Raw genomic sequence first — 21,558 nt, 5'->3', positions numbered from 1 at the left:
GGACACTGACATTGGAGGGAGTCGCGTGGCATCGCACAGGGATCTGCCCGCCGGCTTGAGAAACCAGCTTTTCCAGAACACAGGGAGTTCCTCGTTCACCGATTTCGTCGGCTCATATGCGCCAGAGCTGTTGCCGCTTCGGAATGAGATGCTGGCCACGCCGATCGGCGACCAGGTCCCGCACGCGACCACGATCATCGCCGCGACCTTCGCCGGGGGTGTGGTGATGGCCGGTGACCGGCGTGCGACGTCGGGCAACATCATCTCCCAGCGTGACGTCGAGAAGGTGTTCCGCACCGACGACTATTCCTGCATGGGCATCGCGGGCACGGCCAGCACCGGCATCGAGATGGCCAGGCTCTACCGCGTGGAGCTGGAGCACTACGAGAAGCTCGAGGGCCGCACCATGTCGGTGGCCGGTAAGGCCAACCGGCTGGCGACGATGATCCGGGGCAACCTGGCGATGGCGATGCAGGGGCTGGTGGTGGTGCCGCTGTTCGCCGCCTACGACCCCGATGCCGACGCCGGGCGGATCTTCAGCTATGACGTGGCGGGCGGGCCTTACGAGCGGGAGCGGTTCGACGCGATCGGCTCTGGTTCGATCTTCGCGCGGGGTTCGCTGAAGAAGCTCTACCGTGACGGCGCCTCGGCCGACGACATGGCGATGACGCTGATCCAGGCGCTGTACGACGCGGCGGACGACGATTCGGCGACCGGTGGTCCTGATGTGACGCGGAAGATCTGGCCGATCGTGTCGGTGGTCGACGCCGACGGTTTCCGGCGCCTGAGCGAGGAGCAGGTGACCGGTTATGTCGAGCGGATGCTCGAGGATCGCTTGATCTCCCCTGACGGCCCCATCGCCCCGCTGCGTTAGAAAGGACCACCCCACGTGTCGATGCCTTTCGGATATGCGTCCCCTGAGCAGATCATGCGGGACAAGGCGGACTACGCGCGCAAGGGGATCGCGCGGGGCCGCTCCGTCGTCGTGCTGCAGTATGTCGACGGCATCCTGTTCGTCGCGCCCAACCCTTCCAAGGCGCTGCACAAGATCAGTGAGATCTACGACCGCATCGGGTTCGCGGCCGTGGGCCGCTACAACGAGTTCGAGGAGTTGCGGCTCGGCGGCATCCGCTACGCCGACATCAACGGTTACACCTACGACCGCTCCGATGTGACGGGCCGTGGCCTGGCCAACCTGTACGCCTCCAACCTGGGCCGGATCTTCACCGACTCGATCAAGTCGCTGGAGGTGGAGGTGGTGGTGGCCGAGGTGGGTGACGAGCCCGACGGTGACGCCATCTACCGGTTGACGTTCGACGGCTCGGTGTTCGACGAGCACGGGTTCGCGGCGATGGGCGGACAGGCGGAGGCGGTGTCGTCGCGGTTGAAGGAGCGCTACCGGGAGTCGATGTCGCTGTCGGCGGCGCTGGAGGTGGCGCTGGCGGCCCTGACCGAGCCCGGTGGGGAGCGGCCGCCGGCGACGCAGCTGGAGGTGGCGGTGCTGGATCGCAATCGCGAGCACCGTAAGTTCCAGCGTCTGGCGGGTTCGCGCCTGGAGCGTCTGCTGCCTTCGTCCGACGCCGCGGCGCCCGCGCCCGCCGCGGAGGAGGGCGAGAAGCCGCCGCCCACCGGTCCCGAGGGCGACGTGGACGACGGCTCTTCGCCGCTGTAGGTCCCTGGCCGCCGGCATCGAGGTGCCGGCGGCCCGTCGAGTGTGATTTGTATCACTATGTTCGAGCTGAACCCGGCGACACGGGCGGCCATCGAATGATCCGTGAAGACTCTTACGCGTAGCCTCCTCGCGACCGGTGCCGCCGCGGCGATGATCCTGACGTCCGGTGGGGCTGCCGATGCCGCCGCCATCCCGAAGTACAAGGCCCCGAAGATTTTCGGGACGAGCTTCCAGGCCGATCCGAAGCACGACTTCACCAAGCGGATCCGTCCCCGGCACAACGGCGTCCTGCGCGGCTGGATCACCTATCTCCGCGGTTCCGTCGCCGAGTACGAGCCCATCAGGTGGAAGAAGGGCAAGGTGACCGAGGGCCAGTTCGTCGGCCCGGCCGAGGGCGACGTGCGGGCCTACGCCTCGCCCATCGCCAAGGACGTGGTCTTCCTGTCGGCGCTGGGCTGCGGGTCGAAGATGACCAGCCTGACGGTCGACCGCAGGAGCGGGCTCGGCAGCAAGCGCTGCTCCAGGGCGGACCTGATCAAGCGGTCCAAGGACGGCCGGCGGCCGGCGCTCATCACCGTCCACCAGGGCAAGATCGTCAAGCTGCAGGAGATCTTCACGCCCTGACGGCCAGGGGGCGTAACCGCAGGTGGGCGGGGGCGCGCGGAAAACACCCGGGGAGATCTCTCCCGCTGGCCGATCCGTGGGCATAGTGTGAGGTGATGGATCGTCGCATCTTCGGGCTGGAGAACGAGTACGGCGTGACCTGCACGTTCAGGGGACAGCGCAGGCTGTCCCCGGACGAGGTCGCGCGCTACCTGTTCCGGCGGGTCGTGTCCTGGGGCCGATCGAGCAACGTCTTCCTCCGCAATGGCGCACGCCTGTATCTCGACGTGGGCAGCCACCCTGAATACGCAACACCTGAATGTGACAACGTCATCGAGCTCGTCACGCACGACAAAGCCGGTGAGCGCATCCTCGAGGGCCTTCTGGTCGACGCCGAGAAACGGCTGCGCGAAGAGGGCATCGCCGGGGACATCTATCTGTTCAAGAACAACACCGATTCGGCCGGAAACTCCTATGGCTGCCACGAGAATTATCTGGTCGGCAGGCATGGGGAGTTCGGCCGCCTGGCCGACGTGCTGATCCCGTTCCTGGTGACGAGGCAGATCATCTGCGGCGCCGGCAAGGTCTTGCAGACCCCGCGCGGGGCCGTCTACTGCGTGTCGCAGCGGGCCGAGCACATCTGGGAGGGCGTCTCGTCCGCCACCACCCGGTCCCGGCCGATCATCAACACCCGGGACGAGCCGCACGCCGACGCCGAGCGGTTCCGCCGCCTGCACGTCATCGTGGGCGACTCCAACATGAGCGAGACCACCATGCTGCTCAAGGTCGGCGCCACCGACCTGGTGCTGCGCATGATCGAGGCGGGCGTGGTGATGCGGGACCTGTCGCTGGAGAACCCTATCAGGGCCATCCGGGAGGTCTCCCACGACATGACGGGCAGGCGCAGGGTGCGCCTGGCCAACGGCCGGGAGGCCTCCAGCCTGGAGATCCAGCAGGAGTACCTGTCGAAGGCGCAGGACTTCGTCGACCGGCGCGGCGGCGACGCCATCGCCCGCCGGGTGCTGGAGCTGTGGGAGCGTACGCTGCGCGCGGTCGAGACGGGCAATCTCGACCTGGTGGCCCGTGAGATCGACTGGGTGACGAAATACCAGCTGATCGAGCGCTACCGCAAGAAGTACGACCTGCCGTTGTCGTCGCCGCGAGTGGCGCAGCTCGACCTCGCCTATCACGACGTGCACCGTAAGCGGGGCCTGTTCTACCTGCTGCAGAAGCGCGGCTCGGTGGAGCGGGTGGCCTCCGACCTGAAGATCTTCGAGGCCAAGTCGGTGCCGCCGCAGACGACCAGGGCGCGGCTGCGGGGCGAGTTCATCCGTAAGGCGCAGGAGAAGCGGCGCGACTTCACCGTCGACTGGGTGCATCTCAAGCTCAACGACCAGGCGCAGCGAACGGTTCTGTGCAAGGACCCGTTCCGATCTGTGGACGAAAGGGTCGACAAACTCATCGCGGGCATGTAAAGAAAGCGGTTTACCTCAGCCCTACCGGGAGTCAGATAGTGTGACGCGAATCTGACGTCTTTTTCCGAGGGAAGTCCATGCGCCGCGCTCTGGCCGTCCTGGCCGCCGTGCCTTTGATCTTCTTCGCCGCCGCGTGCGGCTCCGACACCCCGGCGGCTCCGGCCGCCGGGGGCTCGTCCACGGCGGCCGGCGCGGGGGTGAAGGTCGCCGGTGAGGTGGGTGCCAAGCCCACGGTGACCTTCCCCTCCGGCTCGCCCGCCACCAAGTCCTCCTTCGAGGTGCTGACGGCGGGCACGGGCCCGGCCGTGAAGGCCGGTGACAAGGTCATCGTCAACCTGACCGTCTACAACTGGGACGGTAAGCAGAACGCCTTCCAGGGGTCCTCCTACGACACCAAGGCTCCGGAGACCATCCCGGTCAACGAGCAGCTCCCGCAGGTGCTGCGGGACGGCTTCACCAAGGTGAAGCACGGCGGCCGCCTGCTGGCCGTGATGGCCAGTGACTCCGCTCCGCAGCAGCAGGCGGGCGTGCCCGCGCAGCCGACGAAGGTGTTCGTGCTGGACGTGGTCGGCGCGCCGCCGGAGGCGCTGAAGGCCGCCACCGGCAAGGAGACCGGCGACAAGCTCAAGGGCGTCAAGGTCGACAACCCGGGCGGCGACAAGGCCCCCACCCTGACGACCAAGACGGGTGACAAGCCGTCGAAGGAGCTCGTCGTCAAGACCCTCATCAAGGGCACCGGCGAGAAGGTCAAGGCGACGCAGACGCTCACCGTCCACTACACCGGCAAGATCTGGGGCACCGACAAGGAGTTCGACTCCAGCTGGACCCGGGGCGAGCCGGCGGCGTTCCCGCTGGGCAACGTCATCCAGGGCTGGCAGAAGGGCCTGGCCGGGGTGCCGGTCGGCAGCCGGGTCGTGATGAGCATCCCGCCGGACCTCGGCTACGGAGCTCAGGAGCAGCAGGGCATTCCCGCCAACAGCACGCTGGTGTTCGTGGTGGACATCCTGTCGGCCTACTGATCGGCGCTTACTGACGGCGGTCTGCTGACCGGCGGTCACGGCGAGCGGTAGCATCGCGAGGCCCGGTGGCATGACGCCGCCGGGCCTCGCCGCACGGGAGGTCGCCGATGCGCCGCCGCACCATCGCGTTGCTGCTGATCCCGCTGCTGGCTCAGGGGGCGTGCACCGGCTCGCCTCCCGAGCCGACAGTGGCGGGCGCGTTCGGCGCCCGGCCCACGGTCGTCTTCCCTGCCGGCAGGCCGGCGGCCGGGCTGCGGATCCACGAGCTCGCCGCGGGCCAGGGCGCGACGCTGGAGCAGGATGACCTGGCGATCGTCCAGTACACCGCGCACGTGTGGGACGGCGGCGCGAACCGGCTCGTGGACTCCAGCTTCAACCGCGGCGCCCCGGCGGCGTTCCCCGTCGGCCGCCTGCTGCCCGGCCTGGACCGGGCGTTGCGGGGGCGCAGGGTGGGCAGCCGCGTCGTCGCCGCCATCCCGCCGGGTGACGGCCTGCGCGACGAGCTGGTCTACGTGGTCGACATCCTCGGCGTACACGGCGCGGACGCCACGGTGGAGGCGGACGGCGGGTCGCTGGCGGGCGTACGCGTCACCGGTGACTCCCGGCCGCGGCTGACGGTGCCGAGGACGGCCGCCCCCGCCCGGTTCGCCGCCACGGTCCTGTCCCGCGGCACCGGCCCCGCCACGCAGACCGGGCAGCACCTCGTCGCCCAGTACGCGGGCGCGATCTGGGACGGCGGGCGGGTCTTCGACTCCACCTGGAGCACCGGCCGGCCGAAGAGTTTCACGATCGGCGACGGGAGCGTGATCAGAGGCTGGGACCGGGCTCTGCTCGGCGTCCCGGTGGGCAGCCGCGTCCTGATGATCGTCCCGCCCGCCGACGGCTACGGCGCCTCCGGCCACCCACCGTCCGGCATCCGCCCGCAGGACACCCTGGTCTTCGTGGTCGACGTCCTGGCGGCGTACTGAGCCTCTTGCGCGATTCTGGATGACCGGGGTCGAAGGGGCGGCACGATCCGTGTCCTGGCGGCGGTGCTCGCCGCCTGTGCGCTCGTGCTCGGCCTGACGCCCGCCGCCTCGGCCGCCGCGCCGCCGCCGTTTCTGCGCGAAGGTGCGCTCCCGCGTGGTGGGCGGGGACGCGGGCTGGACGTGGGTGCACGCCGCCACTTCCCGGCGCACGGGCCGCTCGGTGGCCGCGCGTCTGCTCCGCAACGCCGGGGCCGTGCACAAGAGGTACGGCGCGCCGCCGGGAGCGACCATCTACGTGATCAAAAAGGGCGTGTGCCGGCGTGAGTACGGCGCGTCGGATGCCAGGCCGAGCCGCGCCTGCGTCCTGAAGGGGATCCAGAAGCGGCTCTGAGCCCGTCGCGCGGGCTCCCCTAGACTGCGGCTGTGAGCGACGACGACCTCCAGGCGCTGGGGCTGCTGCAGGATCCCGTCCGGCGGAGCCTGTACGACGCCGTGGCGGCCCGTGGCGGCGAGGTGGGCCGGACGGAGGCGGCGCAGGCCGCCGGGGTGTCCAGGGCCCTCGCCGGTCACCACCTGGACAAGCTCGTCGAGGCGGGGCTGCTGGAGAGCGGGTTCCGCCCCCAGGAGCGAAAGGGGCCGGGCAGCGGCCGCCCCGCCAAGGTCTACCGCAGGGCCGCGGGCGAGCGGGTGGTGAGCCTGCCGCCGCGCGACTACGTCTCGCTGGCCGCGGTGCTGGCCGAGGTGGTCGACGAGCTGGGCGCCGAGGAGCGGGCCGAGCGGGCGGCCCGCAGGGCGGGGCGGCGGCTGGCCGGGCGGCACGGCGGCGGGCCTGGGGAGGACCGGGAGCCCGGGGAGCCGGGGGAAGCGGCGGAGTCGGTGGAGTCGGTGCTGCGCGGGCGCGGCTACGAGCCGTACTCCGACAACGGCGCCCTGCGCATGCGCAACTGCCCCTTCCACGTGCTGTCGGACGAGCAGCCGCTGCTGGTGTGCTCGATGAACCTGGCCCTGTGCCAGGGGCTGCTGGAGGGGCTCGGCGAGGATCCCGGCCGGGCGCGGCTGGATCCGCGCCCGGGGGAGTGCTGCGTCATCCTCTCTAAAACAAATGAGGATTGACATAGAAGGCGGGGGGTGGTGTGCTGAGCGTCATGCATCTCGCCCAGCTCAACATCGGCCACCTGCGCGCGCCCATCGACTCCGCCGAGCTCGCCGAGTTCGTCGCCCTGCTCGAGCCCCTCAACGACCTCGCCGACCGGTCCCCGGGCTTCGTGTGGCGGCTCAAGGAGAGCGAAGAGGACCCGACCGCCACCGTCACGCACGACTACGGCGACCACCTGCTGGTCAACTTCTCGGTGTGGGAGTCCCGGGACGCGCTGTGGAACTACGTCTACCGCAGCGGCCACCTGGAGGTGCTTCGCCGCCGCCGGGAGTGGTTCCACCGGGTGGCGGAGCCGTACACCGTGATGTGGTGGATCCCCGAAGGCCACATCCCGGCGCTCGACGAGGGGATGCGCCGCCTCGAACGCCTCAGGGCCGAGGGGCCGGGCCCCGAGGCGTTCACTTTCAAGGACTCCTACGCCAGCAGCGAAGCGGCGAACCTGCCCGCCGCCGCCGAGGCCACGAAGTAGGCCAGGTCCTCCTCCAGCCCCCGGCCCATCGTCGACAGCCTGACCGGCGAGGCGCGCAGCGCCTCGTGCAGGCCGTCGATCGGCACCGGCACCAGTTCGTGCCGGACCGCCAGCAGCTCCGCCTGGTCCCTGACCCGCTCGCCGAACGCGCCCGGCAGCATCGGCACCGGCACCTGCGCCCGCGTCAGCGCCACCCGCCCGTAGGCGGTCAGCGAGTGGTGGGAGACGCCGACGTGACGCTCGCGCAGGTCGCCCTCGCTCACCCGCAACGCCGCCACCGGCCGCCCTCCCAGCACCGACGCCGCGTTGACCGCCTCGCCCGCCGACACACCGGAGAACCCCCAGCGGGTGCCCGTGCCCAGGTTGCCGGGGCCCTGGGCGACGATCGCCACGTCGGCCTCCAGCACATGCCTGGCCGCCAGCAGCCCGGTGTGGGTGGTGACGGCCTCCACGTCGCCGCCGAACGCCTGCCCGACCGTGACCACCCCGGACAGCCAGCCGATCTCCCGCAGCCGGGCGGCCGCCATGGAGAACCACGCGGGCAACGCCCCGCCGTCCAGCATCACGTACGCCACCCGCAGGTCCCGCGCGGCCGCGTCGTACAGCCCGCACAGGATCGGCGGCAGCGCCGAGTGCAGGTCGGCGACCACGACCGGCATCCCGTCCACGCTGTCCGCCTCGCGCAACCGGTCATGGAACGGGGAGTCCTGCTCGTCCGCGCCCAGCACGGTGGCCTGCAGCGGCGTGTAGCGGGCCTTCACCAGATGACCGGGGCCCTGCGGATCTTGCGGCAAACGGTTCGGCACGGCCACCACCATGGCGTAACCTCCCGTACCGAGACCCATTGCGAGTGCCGTCGTGTTGAGCAGCACCTCGTCGCCGGGCTCCGGGCGGCCCACCAACGCTGGATAGGCCAGTGCCCGGTACAACGCGCCGGGCTCCACGCCCGGCGGGTTGTCCCCTTCGGGGACGGCGACATCCAGTTCCATCGCTCCCGGCCACTCGCGCCGGATCCGCACAACCTCGCCCTTGCGCCATCTGATCACGGGGGCAGGGTAGCGTCGTCGAAGGAGGAGTGAGCAGATGTCGCGCCGTAAGACCGAGCGGTTGCTGAACCTGGTGATCTGCCTGCTCGCCACCCGCCGCCCGTTGTCGGCCGAGCAGATCCGGCACGCCGTCCCCGGCTACGACCGCGACGGCGACGAGGCGTTCCAGCGGATGTTCGAGCGGGACAAGAACGAGTTGCGCGAGATCGGCATCCCGATCGACGTGGTGCGCGACCCGTGGGAGGACGAGCCGGGCTACCGCATCGAGCGGCAGTCCTACGAGCTGCCGGAGATCGTCCTGGAGCCCGACGAGGCGGCGGTGCTGGGCATGGCCGCGCAGGTGTGGCAGCGGGCCAGCCTGGCCGAGGCCGCCTCGGGCGCGCTGCTGAAGCTGCGCGCCGGCGGCGTCGCCACCGACGAGACGGTCGGCGGGAGCGTCGGGGGAGGGGCGCTGGAGCTGCGGGTCGACACCCGCGATCCGGCCTTCCCCGCGCTGTGGGAGGCCGTACGCGACCGGCGGGTGGTGCGCTTCGACTATCGCGGCGCGGGCAGCGAGAACGTGCACACCCGCACCGTCGAGCCGTGGGGCGTGGTGAGCCGCCGCGGCCGCTGGTATCTGGCCGGGTTCGACCGGGGCCGCGACGCGCCGCGGGCCTTCCGGCTGAGCCGCATCACCGGCCCGGTCTCCACCGTGGGCAGGAGCGGCGCCGTCGAGGTGCCACAGGGCGTCGACCTGCGGGCCATGGTGAACTTCCCGGACGAGCCCGCGCGGGCGCGCACCGCGCTCGTGCGGGTCCGGCAGGGCACCTGTGAAGGCCTGCGCCAGCTGTCCGGCGCCGTGCGCGCGGGTGCCGGCGGGTGGGACGAGGCCGAGCTGTCCTTCACCGACCCGGACCGGCTGGCCGGATGGATGGCCAGCCTGGGCGCGGACGTCGAGGTGGTCGAGCCGCCGGACGCCCGCGAAGCCGTCATCCGCCGACTGAAGGGGGCGCTGGCGTGAGTGGATCCGCCGACCGGCTGCCAAGACTCCTCGCGCTCGTCCCCTACCTGATGTCCCACCCGGGCGCGCAGGTGGGCGAGGTGGCCGAGGTGTTCGGGCTGAGCGAGAAGCAGCTCATCGACGACCTGCAGCTCGTGTGGATGTGCGGGCTGCCGGGGCACACCCCCGGCGACCTCATCGACGTGTCGTGGGACGGCGGTGAGATCCTCATCGACAACGCCGACACCATCGCCAGGCCGCTGCGCCTGGGCATCGACGAGGCCAGCGCCCTGCTGGTGGCGCTGCGCATGCTGGCCGCCAGCCCGGACCTCGCCGAGGTGCGCGGCGACGCGCTGCCCCGCGTGGTGGCCAAGCTGGAGCAGGCCGCCGGAGAGGGCGCCGCCCAGGTGAGCAACCAGGTCGCGGTGGACGTGGACGCCGCCCCCGACGCGCTGCCGCGGGTGCGGGAGGGCCTGACCCTGCGGCGCAGGCTGTCCCTGTCCTACTACGTGCCGGGCCGCGACGAGGTGACGCCGCGCGAGGTGGACCCGATGCGGATCGTGGTCGCCGACGGCCGCACCTACCTGGAGTGCTGGTGCTACCGCGCCGAGGCGATGCGGCTGTTCCGGCTGGACCGGATGCTCGGCGTGCAGGTGCTGGACGTGCCGGCCGACCCGCCCGCGGGGGCCGAGCCCATCGACGTCGCCCAGGGGGTCTTCCGGCCGTCGCCGACCGACGAGCTGGTCGAGCTGGAGGTCACCGCCGCCGGGCGGTGGGTGGCGGAGTACTACCCCTGCGAGCAGGTGACCGAGCTGGGCGAGGGCCGGCTGCGGATCACGCTGCGCGCCCGGGACGAGGACTGGATCGTCAAGCTGGCGCTGCGGCTGGGCGACACCGGCAGGGTCGTGGCGCCCGCCGCGATGGCCGTCCGGGTGCGGCAGGAGGCCGAGCGGGCCCTGTCCCTGTACGCTCATCAGGCATGACGGTGATCTTCCTGGCGACGGGTCTCGGCGTGGCGGGACTCGTCGTGCTCGCGATCGCGGGTGGCCGTGTGGCGGTCGCGGCACGTACTCTTGACAGAGAAATAGCCGAGGCGCGGGCTCAGCTCGAGCCGAGGCAGGTCAGATCGGGCGGCCCTCAGGGGTGAGACCACCCCCAGGGCAGCGTACGATCGTGGCTGATAAGAGCCTTCGCATCATAAGGACGTCCCATGTCGCAACTCGGAGTTCCCGAACTTCTGATCATCGCAGGCGTGCTCGTCCTGCTGTTCGGCGCCAAGAAGCTGCCGGACGTGGCCCGAGGTGTCGGCAGGTCGCTGCGCATCTTCAAGTCGGAGACCGCCAAGCTGCGCGACGACGACGATGACGCCCAGCCGGCCGCGCAGGCGCAGCCCACCGTGCAGGCCACGCAGACCACCACCCCGCAGCCGCAGCCGGCCGCGCCCCAGCAGATCCCGGCCGCCGCGCCGGTGGTCTCGGCCGAGGAGCAGGCCCGCCAGCTCGAGGAGCAGGCGGCCAGGCTGCGCGCCGGGGCCGGGCAGGCCAACAAGCAAGCCTGACCTCATCCCTCCTCATCACCTGGACCGCTAGATGGCGCTGCTCAAACGGTCACGACCACAAGCACCGGCCGCCGACGCCGACCCCGAGGGTCGCATGCCGCTCATGGAGCACCTGCGTGAGCTGCGTAACCGGTTGCTGATCGCGACGATCGCCGTGGTCGTCGGCATCATCGTCGGCTGGTTCGTCTTCGACCCGGTGTGGGCGTTCATCAAGGCGCCCTTCTGCGAGACGCCGCAGGCCCAGCAGTTGCGCGAGGGCACCTGCACGCTCACCTACAGCGGCATCTTCCAGTCCTTCTTCCTGACGTTGAAGGTCTCGGCGATGGTGGGCCTCGTCGTCTCCTCGCCGGTCTGGCTCTACCAGCTCTGGGCCTTCGTCACCCCCGCCCTCTACCGCAACGAGAAGCGCTACTCGCTGACGTTCCTGGCGGTGGCGATCCCGCTGTTCCTGCTGGGCGCCGTGCTGGCCTACCTGATCATGGACACCAGCCTGGCGATCATGCTGGGCTTCTCGCCCAGCGACGCGGTGGCCACGATCCAGATCGACGACTACGTCAACTACGTCCTCATCATGCTGGTGATCTTCGGCATCTCGTTCGAGCTGCCGCTGCTGCTGGTGTTCCTCAACGTCATCGGCGCGCTGTCGCGGGCCACCGTGACCAAGCACCGGCGCACCATCATCGTGGCGATGTTCGCCTTCGGCGCGGTCATCACGCCCGGCGGCGATCCGTTCGCGATGATCGCTCTCGCCCTGCCCATGATCGCTCTGTACTTCGTGGCGGAGCTGTTCATGTACGTCCGCGAAAGGCGCTTGCCGGCCGACGAGTTCGCCGGTCTGGACGATGACGAGGCCTCGCCACTAGAAGAGGATTCCAGTTCCACTCGATAGGCGATAAGTTCCGGGCGTGGCCCCTCACCTAGCCCTGCTCGTGAACCCCGCCGCCCGCGGCGGCAGGACGCTCCGCCTGCTCGATCCCGTGGCCCGCCGCCTGCGCGCGGGCGGCGCCGAGCTTTCGGTGATCGTCGGCGTGGACGCCGCCGACGCCCTGGAGCGGGCCTGCGCCGCGGTGGCCGAGCGGCCCGACGCGCTCGTGGCCTTCGGCGGCGACGGCCTGGTCCACCTGGCCGTGCAGGCGGTGGCGGGCACCGACGTGCCGCTCGGCATCATCCCCGCCGGGACGGGCAACGACATCGCCACCGCGCTCGGCCTGCCGGGCCGGGATCCGATCGCCGCGGCCAGGACCGTGCTGCGGATGCGGCCGCGGGTGGTCGACGCGGCGTCCGTCAGCTCCGGCGCCGGGTGGGAGCTGTTCGCCGGGGTGCTGTGCGGCGGGTTCGACTCGCGGGTGAACGAGCGGGCCAACGCGCTCACCTGGCCCCCCGGGATGGCCCGCTACCTGGTCGCCACCGTGCGGGAGCTGCGGGCGTTCGAGCCCGTGCCGTTCCGGGTCACGCTGGACGGCGGCGAGCCGATCGAGCGGGAGGCCATGATGGTCGCGGTGGCCAACACCTGCTCCTACGGCGCCGGCATGCGCGTCTGCCCCGGCGCCCTGCCCGACGACGGGCTGCTGGACGTGGTGATGGTGGAGGCGGTGTCCAAGCGGCAGTTCCTGCGAGTGTTCCCGAGCGTCTACCGCGGCTCGCACATCGCCCACCCGGCCGTGTCGGTGTGGCAGGCCAGGAGCGTCACGCTGGAGGCGCCCGGCGTGGTGGCCTACGCCGACGGGGAACGCATCGGGCCGGTCCCGGTCACGTGCGAGATCCGGCCAGGCGCCTTACGCGTCCTGACCTGAGCCGTACTTTGTAAAGGCGTCGGGGCGGGAGGATGATCTCAACAGGCCCGTGAGGGCCGACCGGAATACCGATTTCGGTAGGCTGGCGGTTATGACAACGCCAGCGGAACGCTACGCGGCCTTCCGTCAGAGATACGCCGACGACGGGGCCGCTCTCAGGTCGTTCCGGGGCCTGTACGACTTCGAGCTCGACGACTTCCAGATCGACGCCTGCCGGGCGCTGGAGGCCGGCGACGGGGTGCTGGTGGCCGCGCCCACCGGGTCGGGCAAGACGGTCGTCGGGGAGTTCGCCGTCCACCTCGCCCTGGAGCAGGGCCGCAAGTGCTTCTACACCACCCCCATCAAGGCGCTGTCCAACCAGAAGTACAACGACCTGGTGAAGCGGTACGGCACCGCCAAGGTGGGGTTGCTGACCGGCGACAACAGCGTCAACGGTGAGGCCCCGATCGTCGTCATGACGACCGAGGTGCTGCGCAACATGCTCTACGCCGGCTCCGCCACGCTGACGGGGCTGGGGTTCGCCGTCATGGACGAGGTCCACTACCTGGCCGACCGCTTCCGCGGCGCGGTGTGGGAAGAGGTCATCATCCACCTGCCCGAGTCGGTACGGCTGGCGGCGCTGTCGGCGACGGTGAGCAACGCCGAGGAGTTCGGCGAGTGGCTCGGCGAGGTGCGCGGCGACACGACCGTGATCGTCGACGAGGTCCGGCCGGTGCCGCTGTGGCAGCACATGATGATCGCCAACCGGATCTACGACCTGTTCATGACCGACGACGAGACCCCGCGCATCAACCCGACGCTGATGCGGGTGACGCGCGACGCCGAGCGGCTCAACGGCGGCCGGGGGCGGCGCGGCTACAGCAGGCCGGGCAGGTCGGGGCCGCCGGACCGGGCCCAGGTGATCGAGAAGCTCGACGCCGAGGGGCTGCTGCCGGCGATCACGTTCATCTTCTCCAGGGCGGGCTGCCAGGCGGCCGTCAAGCAGTGCCTGTACGCCGGGATCCGGCTCACCACCGAGCGGGAGCGGCACGAGATCAGGCAGCTCGTCGACGAGCGGACCGCGCACCTGCCGGACGAGGACCTGGCGGTGCTGGGCTATCTGGAGTGGCGCGACTGCCTGGAGCGCGGGCTGGCGGCCCACCACGCGGGCATGCTGCCGGCCTTCAAGGAGGTCGTCGAGGAGCTGTTCACCCGCGGCCTGGTCAAGGCGGTGTTCGCCACCGAGACGCTGGCGCTGGGCATCAACATGCCCGCCCGCAGCGTGGTGATCGAGAAGCTCGACAAGTGGAACGGCGAGACCCACGCCGACCTCACCCCGGGCGAGTACACCCAGCTCACCGGCCGGGCGGGGCGGCGCGGCATCGACGTCGAGGGCCACGCCGTGGTGCTGTGGCAGCCGGGCATGGACCCGCTGTCGGTGGCCGGCCTGGCGAGCACCCGCACCTACCCGCTGCGCTCCAGCTTCCAGCCCTCCTACAACATGGCCGTCAACCTGGTCGGCCAGTTCGGCCGCGAGCGGGCCAGAGCGCTGCTGGAGGAGTCGTTCGCGCAGTTCCAGGCCGACCGGGCGGTCGTCGGGCTGGCCAAGCAGCTGCGCAAGCACGAGGAGGCGCTGGAGGGCTACCAGGAGGCGATGACCTGCCACCTGGGCGACTTCACCGAGTACGCCGGGCTGCGCAGGCGGCTGTCGGACCGCGAGGCGGAGCTGTCCAAGCAGCGCGGGGCCGCGCGCCGGGCGGCGGCCGTGCGGTCGCTGGAGGCGCTGCAGCCGGGCGACGTGATCCGGGTGCCGGGCGGGCGGCGCGCGGGGCTGGCGATCGTGCTCGACCCGGGCCGCAACCCGCGTGGCAACGGCCCCAACCCGCTGGTGCTGACGATCGGCAAGCAGGTCAAGAAGCTCGACCCGGCGGACTTCCCGGTCCCGGTCGAGCCGATCGAGAAGCTGCGCATCCCGAAGAACTTCAACGCCCGCGCCCCCAAGGAGCGCGCCAACCTCGTCTCCACGCTGCTCGCCAAGATCGGCGACCGTGACCTGGGCAAGCCGGCCAGGGCGCGCGACCACGCGATGGAGGACGACGAGATCAACGAGCTGCGGCGGCGCATCCGGCAGCATCCCTGCCACGGCTGCGACGAGCGGGAGGACCACGCCCGCTGGGCCGAGCGCTATCACAAGCTGCTGCGCGAGACCGAGGGGCTGCGTCGCCGGGTGGAGGGCCGCTCGCACGTCATCTCGCGCACCTTCGACCGGATCTGCTCGGTGCTGGAGCAGCTCGGCTATCTGCAGGAAGAGGCCGTCACCGACGAGGGCCGCCGGCTGGGCCGCATCTACACCGAGCTCGACCTGCTCACCGCCGAGTGCCTGCGCAGCGGGCTGTGGGAGGAGCTGGAGCCGGCGGAGCTGGCGGCGTGCGTGTCGGCGCTGGTGTTCGAGTCGCGCCAGTCGGAGGACGCCAGGCGGCCCAAGATCCCGGCCGGTCGCGCCCAGGACGCGCTGACGGCGATGACGCGGCTGTGGGCGGAGCTGGAGGGCATCGAGTCCGACCACGGGCTGTCCACCATCCGCGAGCCGGACCTGGGCTTCGCCTGGGCGGCGTTCCGCTGGACCAAGGGCCACAACCTGGACGCCGTGCTGATGGACGGCGTCAACGGCAACGAGCTCGCGGCCGGTGACTTCGTCCGGTGGATCAAGCAGCTCATGGACCTGCTCGGTCAGCTCGGCGGCGCCGCCCCGGAGGGCAGCAAGATCAGGCAGACGGCGGCCAAGGCCATGGACGGAATGCGCCGGGGCGTGGTCGCCTACTCGTCGCTGACCTGAGGATCCTCGGCCAGCCGCTCGGTCTGGGCCCTGAGCACCGCGATCGTCCGGGTGAGGTAGTCGGCGATCGCGGCCAGCTCGTCCTCGTCGTAGCGGGTCATGAAGGCGTTCATCTCCTTGCCCAGCTCGGCGAAGACGCCCGCGAGGTCGGGCCGGCGCCCGGGGGCGGCCTCGACGAGCACGCGGCGGCGATCGCCGGGGTCGGGGACCCTGCGGACGTGGCCCGCCCGCTCCAGCCGGTCGACCAGGGCGGTGACGGCACTGGCGTTCATGCCGAGCCGCGCGGCGAGCGCCCCGGCGGGCAGCGGCCCGGTGCGGCTGATCACGCCGAGCGCCTTGTGGTCGACGGCGCTCAGCCCGAGCCTGCGCGCGACCGCCTCGTGGAAGAGCACGACCGCCGTGCTGAGCTCCCATCCCATCTCCGCGCCGTCCATGCCGCTCCCCATATGATTCAACGTAGTGAATAATTCAATCCAATGAAGTATTTTAGCGGGTATGACTCTTCGAGCCGGACTCGCCCTGTCCCGTGACGCCGCCGTCTGGGGAGGGCGGCTGTACGCGCGGCACTTCCTCCTGGTTTTCGGGCTGTCGCTGATCCCCACGGTGCAGCGGTTCGTCGCCGTCCGCTGGGGCGCGGAGCTCCCCGGCGCGGTCAACGTCGCGGCCGAGGTGCTCACCGGGGCCACCCGCCTCGTGCTGCTGTACGTGATCCTCCGGCTGGCCGTACGGTCCGAGCCGGAGCTGCGGGGGCTCACCCTTCAGGCCCTCTGGCAGCGGCTGGGCGCCGGGATCGACCGTGGCCGGCTCGGCTTCGCCGTGCAGTTCGCCGTGCTCGGCCTGGCCTTCGTCCTGCTGGACGTGCTGCCCGGCCTGGCCATCGCACAGTGGGTCGCCGAGGAGCGGCGCGAACTCGTCACGGCGGTGCTCGTCTCGGTGAAGAATCCCACCGTCATCGCCTTCACCTTCATCTGGATGACGGGCGTGGGGCGCCGCCTCATGCTGGACGGCCGCCCGCGGGTCGACCGGCCGGTGGCGTGAGCGTAGAAGGCGATCCTCCCGGAGGCAGCGCTCGCTCCGCTTCCCGGAGAGGCGAAGCCGCGCGCCGCCCGGCGCGCGGCTCGTTCCCGCGGGTACGGGCCGTTCAGACCGACCAGGACGCGCGCTCGTTCAGCGTGGCCGGATCGAACCCGGCCATCTGCTTGTAACGCAGCGCGATCTCCTCACGCTCGGCCAGGGGTATGACCTCGTCGATGTCGTCGAACCCCTCCGGGGCGCGCTCGTGCGCGAGCCGCATGACGACCTCCGGGCCGTCCTTGCGGTTGGCGTGCACGATGGCGGTGCACATGGGCCGGCGCTGCTCCTCGTAGAAGTCGAGCCCTCGCCCGCCGGCCAGGGCGTTGGCCAGCACGCGGGCGTCGACGATGGACTGCGTGCCGCCGTTGGATCCGGTGGGGTACATGGGGTGCGCGGCGTCGCCGAGCAGCGTGACCCGGTCCGTCGACCAGTGCGGCAGCGGGTCGCGGTCGACCATCGGATATTCGTAGACGGCCTGCGCGTTCGACACCAGGGCGGGGATGTCGAGCCAGTCGAAGCGCCAGTCGGCCACGTGGTGGAAGAACGTGTCGATGGACACCTCCCGGTTCCAGTCGCCCCGCGGCACGGTCTCCTCGGCCTGGCGCTGGATGGCCCAGTTGATGAGCACGTTGCCGTCCTCGTCCGGCGGCGCGATGGGGTAGACGACGACCTTCTGCACGTCGTCACCGGCCATCAGCATGGACCTGCCGGTCATGAACGGCTTGCTGATGGTGGTGCCGCGCCATAACACCTGGCCGCTCCACAGCGGCTCGCCCTCCTCGGGGAACATCGCCGCCCGCACGGCCGAGCGGATGCCGTCGGCGCCCACCAGCAGGTCGGCGTCGTGGTCGAGCCCGGTGACCGGCGAGCCGGTGACGACGGAGTCCGGCCCGAGCCGCTCCTTGACCGCCTCCAGCAGCATGAACTGCAGCCGCCCGCGATGGACGGAGTACTGCGGCCAGTGGTAGCCGGCGGCCACCCCCCGCACCTCCGACCAGATGGCCTGGCCGTAGCGGTTGACGAAGGTGAGATCTGCCGTGGCCACGCCGATGGCGGCCAGCCGCTCACCCAGGCCGAGCTCGGTCAGCTCGCGTACGGCGTGCGGCAGGATGTTGATGCCGACACCGAGCGGGCGGATCTCCTTGACGGACTCGTGGACGACGACGTCGGTGAAACCGGCCGCGTGCAGGCTCAGGGCTGTGGTCAGCCCGCCGATACCGGCTCCCGCGACAAGAATGCGAATGAGAACACCTCCCGTTTGGACGGCCATGACATTGCCGTAATCGGTGTGAGGAGCACAGGAGCTCGATCAAGAGAGTGTGAAGCGGACCGCACGGGCCGCCGGGTCGGCCTGGACGAGCCGCACGGTCACGCGCTCGCCCAGCGGCAGCTCGCCGTCGCAGCGCGCGATCACCGCGGGATCGGCGAGCTGCACCAGCCCGCCGCCCCGCTCGTCGGTGTCGATCACCATCGCGCTGAACGCCTGCCCGACCCGGTCGCGCAGCAGGAACGCCTCCACCAGGTCCACGCAGGCGCGCTCGGCCGCCCCCGCCCGCCGCCCGCTCACCGACATCGCCTCCGGCAGCGCCGCCAGCCCCGCCCGCACGTCCGCCGGGACCGGCTCCCCGGCGGCGACCGCCAGGCACACCTCCGTCGCGTAGCGGTCCGCCAGCCGCCGCAGCGGCGCCGTCACGTGCGCGTACGGCGCGGCGACCGCGGCGTGGTCGGCCAGCTTCGGCGGGGCGCCGTCGAAGGCCACGTAACCGGCCCCGCGCAGCAGCACCCTCGCCTCGTGCAGGAACGCCGCCTGCTGCGGGATCTTCGCGTCGAGGTCGTGCACCACGGACCCGTAGGCGGCCCCCTCGGGCCAGGGCACCTCCAGCGCCTCGGCCACCCGCCGGACCTTGGCCAGGTCGGCCGGGCGCGGCGCGGGCAGCACCCGCAGCACACCGATCTCCGCGTCCAGCATCATGGCGGCCGCGGCCATGCCGGTGAGCAGGGAGAGCTGGGCGTTCCACGCCTCGGCCGGCAGCGGCAGCCGGTATTCGAGGCGGTAGCCGCCCTCGGCGGGCACCATCTCCTGATCCGGCGTCGGCAGCGTGACCCCGCCCCGCTCGCGCTCCAGCTCCAGCCGGAGCCGGCCGATCTCGGCGAGCAGGCCGAGCGTGCCGTCGGCGGTGCCGGTGTCGACGGCCGCCTGCACGTACGCGTAGTCCAGCCGCTCGCGGCTGCGCACCAGCGCCCGCTGCACGTCCGCGCCCACCGTGCGGCCGTCGGGGTCGAGGTCGACCCGCCACACCGCGGCCGGCCTGGTCGCGCCCGGCAGCAGGCTGGCCGCGCCCTCCGACAGCACCCGGGGATGCAGCGGCACGTTGCCGGTCGGCAGGTAGACCGTCGCGCCCCGGGCGTGGGCCTCGGCGTCGATCACGCCGCCCGGCCGCACGAACGCGCCCACGTCGGCGATGGCGTACCAGACGCGATAGCCGCCGGGCAGCCGCTCCAGGTGCAGGGCCTGGTCGAGATCCATCGAGCCGGGCGGGTCGACGGTGATGAACGGCAGGTCCGTCAGGTCCAGGCCGCTGAGCCGGGGCACCTCGGCGACCCACTCCGCCTCGGCGAGCACGGCCTGGGGGAAGTCCGCGGGCAGCTTGAGCTCGCGGCGGACGCGGTCGAAACCGTCTTCGAGGCGGGCGGGAACCTCGCCTGGAACGTGGATGCTCGTACTCGACACGCGCTCAACCTACAACCGGGGTCGCACGCCTACCGCCCCAGGACCTCCAGCAGGCGGTTGAGCGGGCCGTCCAGGCCGTAGCGGTCGGCCAGGCGCACCAGCGCCTCCGGGTCGCGCGGCTTGACCGGCAGCGTCAGGTCGGCGTCCGGCAGCGGCGCGTCGGGCGCCACCCGGACCACCGCGGGCGCGGCCGCCAGGTAGTCGCGGGAGGCCGCCAGCTTGGTCCGGCTGCCCGCCGGGAAGCCGTCGGTGACGCCCTCGTCGAGCGCCGCCAGCAGCGCGTCCAGCGAGCCGAAGCGGGTGATGAGCGCGGCCGCGGTCTTGTCGCCCACCCCCGCGACACCGGGCAGGCCGTCGCTGGGGTCGCCGCGCAGCGTGGCGAAGTCGGCGTAAGCACGGCCGGGCACGCCGTACTTGGCCGTCACGAACGCCTCGTCGACCAGCTGCAGGTTGCGCAGGCCGCGGGCGGTGTAGAGGACGCGGACCGGGCGGGCGTCGTCGACGAGCTGGAACAGGTCACGGTCGCCGGTCACGATGTCGACCGCGCCGGACGCCTGGTGGGTGAGGGTGCCGATGACGTCGTCGGCCTCGTAGCCGGGCGACTCCAGCCGGGCGACGCCGACCGCGTCGAGCACCTGCTCGATCACCGGGATCTGCGGCACCAGCAGGTCGGGCACCTCCTCGGTGTCGCCGTGGGCGACCCGGTGCGCCTTGTACGTGGGGATCGCGGCCACCCGGAAGGCAGGCCGCCAGTCAGCGTCCATGGTCGCCGCCAGCTCGCTGGGGGAGTGGCCGCGCACCAGCGTGGCGATCATGTCGATGAGGCCGCGCACGGCGTTGACGGGCATGCCGTCCGGGGCGGTGATCGACTCCGGGATGCCGTAGAAGGCCCGGAAGTACAGCGACGGGGTGTCCAGAAGCATCAGCACCAGCCCAGTATGCCCACCGCCAGCAAACACGCGTCATCTTCCGGATTGGGACCGCCGATGTCGGTCAGCAGCCGGTCCAGCCCCTCGTCGAGATCGCAGCCCGGCAGCTTGCAGGCCGCCGTCATGACCAGGTCCAGGCCCTCGTCGATGTCGCGGTCACGCCGCTCCACCAGCCCGTCGGTGAACATCAGCAGCAGGTCGCCGTCGCGCAGCTCGGTCGTGGCCAGCCGGTACGGCCGGTCGCAGGCGGCGCCGAGCAGCACCCCTCTGGGCGGCGTGAGCTGGGAGGCCACGCCGTCACGCACCAGGATCGGCGCCAGGTTGCCCGCCTGCCCCCAGGTGAACACCCCGGCCGCGGTGTCGAGATGCCCGACGATCGCGGTGGCCGTGGTGTCGGCCAGCCGGTGCAGCACCAGGTCGTTCAGCCAGGCCAGCAGCCGGTTGGGCGGCGCGCCCGTCATGGTCAGGCCGATCAGGGCGTGGCGGAGCTGCGCCATGTGCGCGATGGCGGGCAGGCCGTGCCCGGACACGTCGCCGATGGCCAGCAGCACCCGGTCGTCGGGCAGGGCCGCGGCCTCGAACCAGTCGCCGCCGAGGCTGGCCGTCTTCTCCGCCGGGACGTACCGGACGGCGATCCGGGTGCGCGGCAGATCGAGGCAGCCGACCGGCTCGGGCAGGATCGCCTCGCGCAACGCGAGCATCACGTGCCGCTCCTCGGCCGCCTGCACCCGGGCCTCCAGGAGCTGGCGGCGCGACTCGGACATGATCCGCTCGGCGCGGCGGCGGCCGGTGATGTCCTGGATCACGCCGTGCACGCCGGTGGGCCCACCGGGGGCCATCAGCGGCTCCAGCACCATGCGCAGGTTGCGCACGTCGCCGGCGCCGCGCCTGATGCGGAACTCCGCCTGCACCGGCTCCACGCCCTGCCCGACCGTCCACAGCAGCTCGTCCAGCGCGGCCAGGTCGGCGGGCTCGACGTAGTCGGCCAGCTCGGACAGGCACAGCGGCCCGTCGTCCGGATCGCGGCCGAAGATGGCGTACGCCTGGTCGGACCAGATGATGCAGCCGGTGCGCAGGTTCCACTCGGCCCAGCCCATGTTGCCCAGCCGCTGGGCGTGCGCGAGCCGCACCGCGAGCAGCTCGGAGTCGATGTGGCCGCCGACCCCGGTCGCCGCGTTCATCGGGCGATGCCGGTGACCGTGCTGGTGACCTCCGATGGCATCGACCATGATCTCACTCTCAAACGGCGCGGGAACAGGACAATTGACCTC

The 21,558-nt window shown here is 71.5% G+C and carries 23 protein-coding genes; 17 read left to right on the top strand and 6 right to left on the bottom strand.

Annotated features, from left to right (window positions below; translation table 11 throughout):
- Positions 1-25: 25 nt before the first annotated feature.
- The 9 genes from prcB (at position 26) to ACIBQX_RS37480 (ending at position 7,362) form a co-directional block, all read left to right on the top strand.
- Positions 26-874: a proteasome subunit beta gene (gene prcB / locus ACIBQX_RS37520; protein WP_397013133.1), complete on the top strand. Its 849-nt coding sequence runs from the start codon at positions 26-28 to the stop codon at positions 872-874.
- 21 nt (positions 875-895) lie between these two features.
- Positions 896-1,672: a proteasome subunit alpha gene (gene prcA, locus ACIBQX_RS37515; protein ID WP_397013131.1), complete on the top strand. Its 777-nt coding sequence runs from the start codon at positions 896-898 to the stop codon at positions 1,670-1,672.
- A 102-nt stretch (positions 1,673-1,774) separates the two neighbouring features.
- On the top strand, positions 1,775-2,296 hold the full coding sequence (locus ACIBQX_RS37510) for a hypothetical protein (protein ID WP_397013129.1): 522 nt from the start codon (positions 1,775-1,777) through the stop codon (positions 2,294-2,296).
- A 95-nt stretch (positions 2,297-2,391) separates the two neighbouring features.
- Entirely contained in the window at positions 2,392-3,750 is a 1,359-nt protein-coding gene (gene pafA / locus ACIBQX_RS37505) for a Pup--protein ligase (protein WP_397013127.1), read from the top strand.
- Positions 3,751-3,827: 77 nt separating this feature from the next.
- Positions 3,828-4,769, top strand: a complete 942-nt coding sequence (locus ACIBQX_RS37500) for an FKBP-type peptidyl-prolyl cis-trans isomerase (RefSeq protein ID WP_397013125.1) — start codon at positions 3,828-3,830, stop codon at positions 4,767-4,769.
- 107 nt (positions 4,770-4,876) lie between these two features.
- The gene (locus ACIBQX_RS37495; RefSeq protein ID WP_397013123.1) at positions 4,877-5,737 is read left to right on the top strand and encodes an FKBP-type peptidyl-prolyl cis-trans isomerase; all 861 of its coding nucleotides are present in this window, start codon (positions 4,877-4,879) and stop codon (positions 5,735-5,737) included.
- Between the two features lie 154 nt (positions 5,738-5,891).
- The gene (locus ACIBQX_RS37490; RefSeq protein WP_397013121.1) at positions 5,892-6,128 is read left to right on the top strand and encodes a hypothetical protein; all 237 of its coding nucleotides are present in this window, start codon (positions 5,892-5,894) and stop codon (positions 6,126-6,128) included.
- Positions 6,129-6,160: 32 nt separating this feature from the next.
- Positions 6,161-6,850 (top strand): helix-turn-helix transcriptional regulator, encoded by a 690-nt coding sequence (locus ACIBQX_RS37485; protein ID WP_397013119.1) that lies wholly within the window; start codon positions 6,161-6,163, stop codon positions 6,848-6,850.
- A 32-nt stretch (positions 6,851-6,882) separates the two neighbouring features.
- Entirely contained in the window at positions 6,883-7,362 is a 480-nt protein-coding gene (locus ACIBQX_RS37480) for a DUF3291 domain-containing protein (RefSeq protein WP_397013117.1), read from the top strand.
- Here the strand turns inward: ACIBQX_RS37480 and ACIBQX_RS37475 are convergent.
- Complete coding sequence (locus tag ACIBQX_RS37475; protein ID WP_397013115.1) at positions 7,308-8,408, bottom strand: DUF3866 family protein; 1,101 nt, start codon at positions 8,406-8,408, stop codon at positions 7,308-7,310. The two genes, ACIBQX_RS37480 and ACIBQX_RS37475, sit on opposite strands and share 55 nt — an antisense overlap.
- 37 nt (positions 8,409-8,445) lie before the next feature.
- On the opposite strand from ACIBQX_RS37475, the gene ACIBQX_RS37470 reads away from it, so the two are divergent.
- The 7 genes from ACIBQX_RS37470 to ACIBQX_RS37440 all read left to right on the top strand — a co-directional run bounded on the left by ACIBQX_RS37470 (position 8,446) and on the right by ACIBQX_RS37440 (position 15,553).
- Positions 8,446-9,408 carry a helix-turn-helix transcriptional regulator gene (locus tag ACIBQX_RS37470; RefSeq protein ID WP_397013113.1) on the top strand — a complete coding sequence of 321 codons (963 nt, stop codon included), beginning with the start codon at positions 8,446-8,448 and terminating at the stop codon, positions 9,406-9,408.
- Positions 9,405-10,370: a helix-turn-helix transcriptional regulator gene (locus ACIBQX_RS37465; protein WP_397013111.1), complete on the top strand. Its 966-nt coding sequence runs from the start codon at positions 9,405-9,407 to the stop codon at positions 10,368-10,370. Before ACIBQX_RS37470 ends, ACIBQX_RS37465 begins: the two co-directional genes overlap by 4 nt.
- On the top strand, positions 10,367-10,534 hold the full coding sequence (locus ACIBQX_RS37460) for a hypothetical protein (RefSeq protein ID WP_397013109.1): 168 nt from the start codon (positions 10,367-10,369) through the stop codon (positions 10,532-10,534). Before ACIBQX_RS37465 ends, ACIBQX_RS37460 begins: the two co-directional genes overlap by 4 nt.
- Positions 10,535-10,597: 63 nt before the next feature.
- Entirely contained in the window at positions 10,598-10,945 is a 348-nt protein-coding gene (tatA, locus tag ACIBQX_RS37455) for a Sec-independent protein translocase subunit TatA (RefSeq protein WP_397013107.1), read from the top strand.
- Between the two features lie 31 nt (positions 10,946-10,976).
- Complete coding sequence (gene tatC, locus ACIBQX_RS37450; RefSeq protein ID WP_397013105.1) at positions 10,977-11,834, top strand: twin-arginine translocase subunit TatC; 858 nt, start codon at positions 10,977-10,979, stop codon at positions 11,832-11,834.
- Between the two features lie 16 nt (positions 11,835-11,850).
- A complete protein-coding gene (locus tag ACIBQX_RS37445) occupies positions 11,851-12,738 on the top strand; it encodes a diacylglycerol/lipid kinase family protein (RefSeq protein WP_397013103.1) in 888 nt (295 codons plus the stop codon).
- A 91-nt stretch (positions 12,739-12,829) separates the two neighbouring features.
- Positions 12,830-15,553: a DEAD/DEAH box helicase gene (locus tag ACIBQX_RS37440; RefSeq protein ID WP_397013101.1), complete on the top strand. Its 2,724-nt coding sequence runs from the start codon at positions 12,830-12,832 to the stop codon at positions 15,551-15,553.
- Here ACIBQX_RS37440 and ACIBQX_RS37435 read toward each other — a convergent pair.
- Positions 15,535-15,999 (bottom strand): MarR family winged helix-turn-helix transcriptional regulator, encoded by a 465-nt coding sequence (locus tag ACIBQX_RS37435; RefSeq protein ID WP_397013099.1) that lies wholly within the window; start codon positions 15,997-15,999, stop codon positions 15,535-15,537. The genes ACIBQX_RS37440 and ACIBQX_RS37435 overlap by 19 nt on opposite strands.
- 49 nt (positions 16,000-16,048) lie before the next feature.
- On the opposite strand from ACIBQX_RS37435, the gene ACIBQX_RS37430 reads away from it, so the two are divergent.
- Positions 16,049-16,591 carry a hypothetical protein gene (locus tag ACIBQX_RS37430; RefSeq protein WP_397013098.1) on the top strand — a complete coding sequence of 181 codons (543 nt, stop codon included), beginning with the start codon at positions 16,049-16,051 and terminating at the stop codon, positions 16,589-16,591.
- 103 nt (positions 16,592-16,694) lie between these two features.
- On the opposite strand, the gene ACIBQX_RS37425 is transcribed toward ACIBQX_RS37430, so the two are convergent.
- Genes ACIBQX_RS37425 through ACIBQX_RS37410 form a run of 4 tightly spaced genes read right to left on the bottom strand, consistent with a single transcriptional unit; the run spans position 16,695 to position 21,516 of the window.
- The gene (locus ACIBQX_RS37425) at positions 16,695-17,897 is read right to left on the bottom strand and encodes a flavin-dependent oxidoreductase (RefSeq protein ID WP_397013096.1); all 1,203 of its coding nucleotides are present in this window, start codon (positions 17,895-17,897) and stop codon (positions 16,695-16,697) included.
- Positions 17,898-17,936: 39 nt separating this feature from the next.
- Complete coding sequence (locus tag ACIBQX_RS37420) at positions 17,937-19,358, bottom strand: RNB domain-containing ribonuclease (RefSeq protein ID WP_397013095.1); 1,422 nt, start codon at positions 19,356-19,358, stop codon at positions 17,937-17,939.
- 29 nt (positions 19,359-19,387) lie between these two features.
- Entirely contained in the window at positions 19,388-20,281 is an 894-nt protein-coding gene (locus ACIBQX_RS37415; RefSeq protein WP_397013482.1) for a 5'-3' exonuclease H3TH domain-containing protein, read from the bottom strand.
- A complete protein-coding gene (locus ACIBQX_RS37410; RefSeq protein WP_397013094.1) occupies positions 20,281-21,516 on the bottom strand; it encodes a PP2C family protein-serine/threonine phosphatase in 1,236 nt (411 codons plus the stop codon). Before ACIBQX_RS37410 ends, ACIBQX_RS37415 begins: the two co-directional genes overlap by 1 nt.
- Between the last annotated feature and the right edge of the window lie 42 nt (positions 21,517-21,558).

It is taken from the genome of Nonomuraea sp. NPDC049714, from assembly GCF_044465295.1.
Lineage (GTDB): Bacteria > Actinomycetota > Actinomycetes > Streptosporangiales > Streptosporangiaceae > Nonomuraea.
This window is presented reverse-complemented; position numbering and strand designations above follow the sequence as displayed.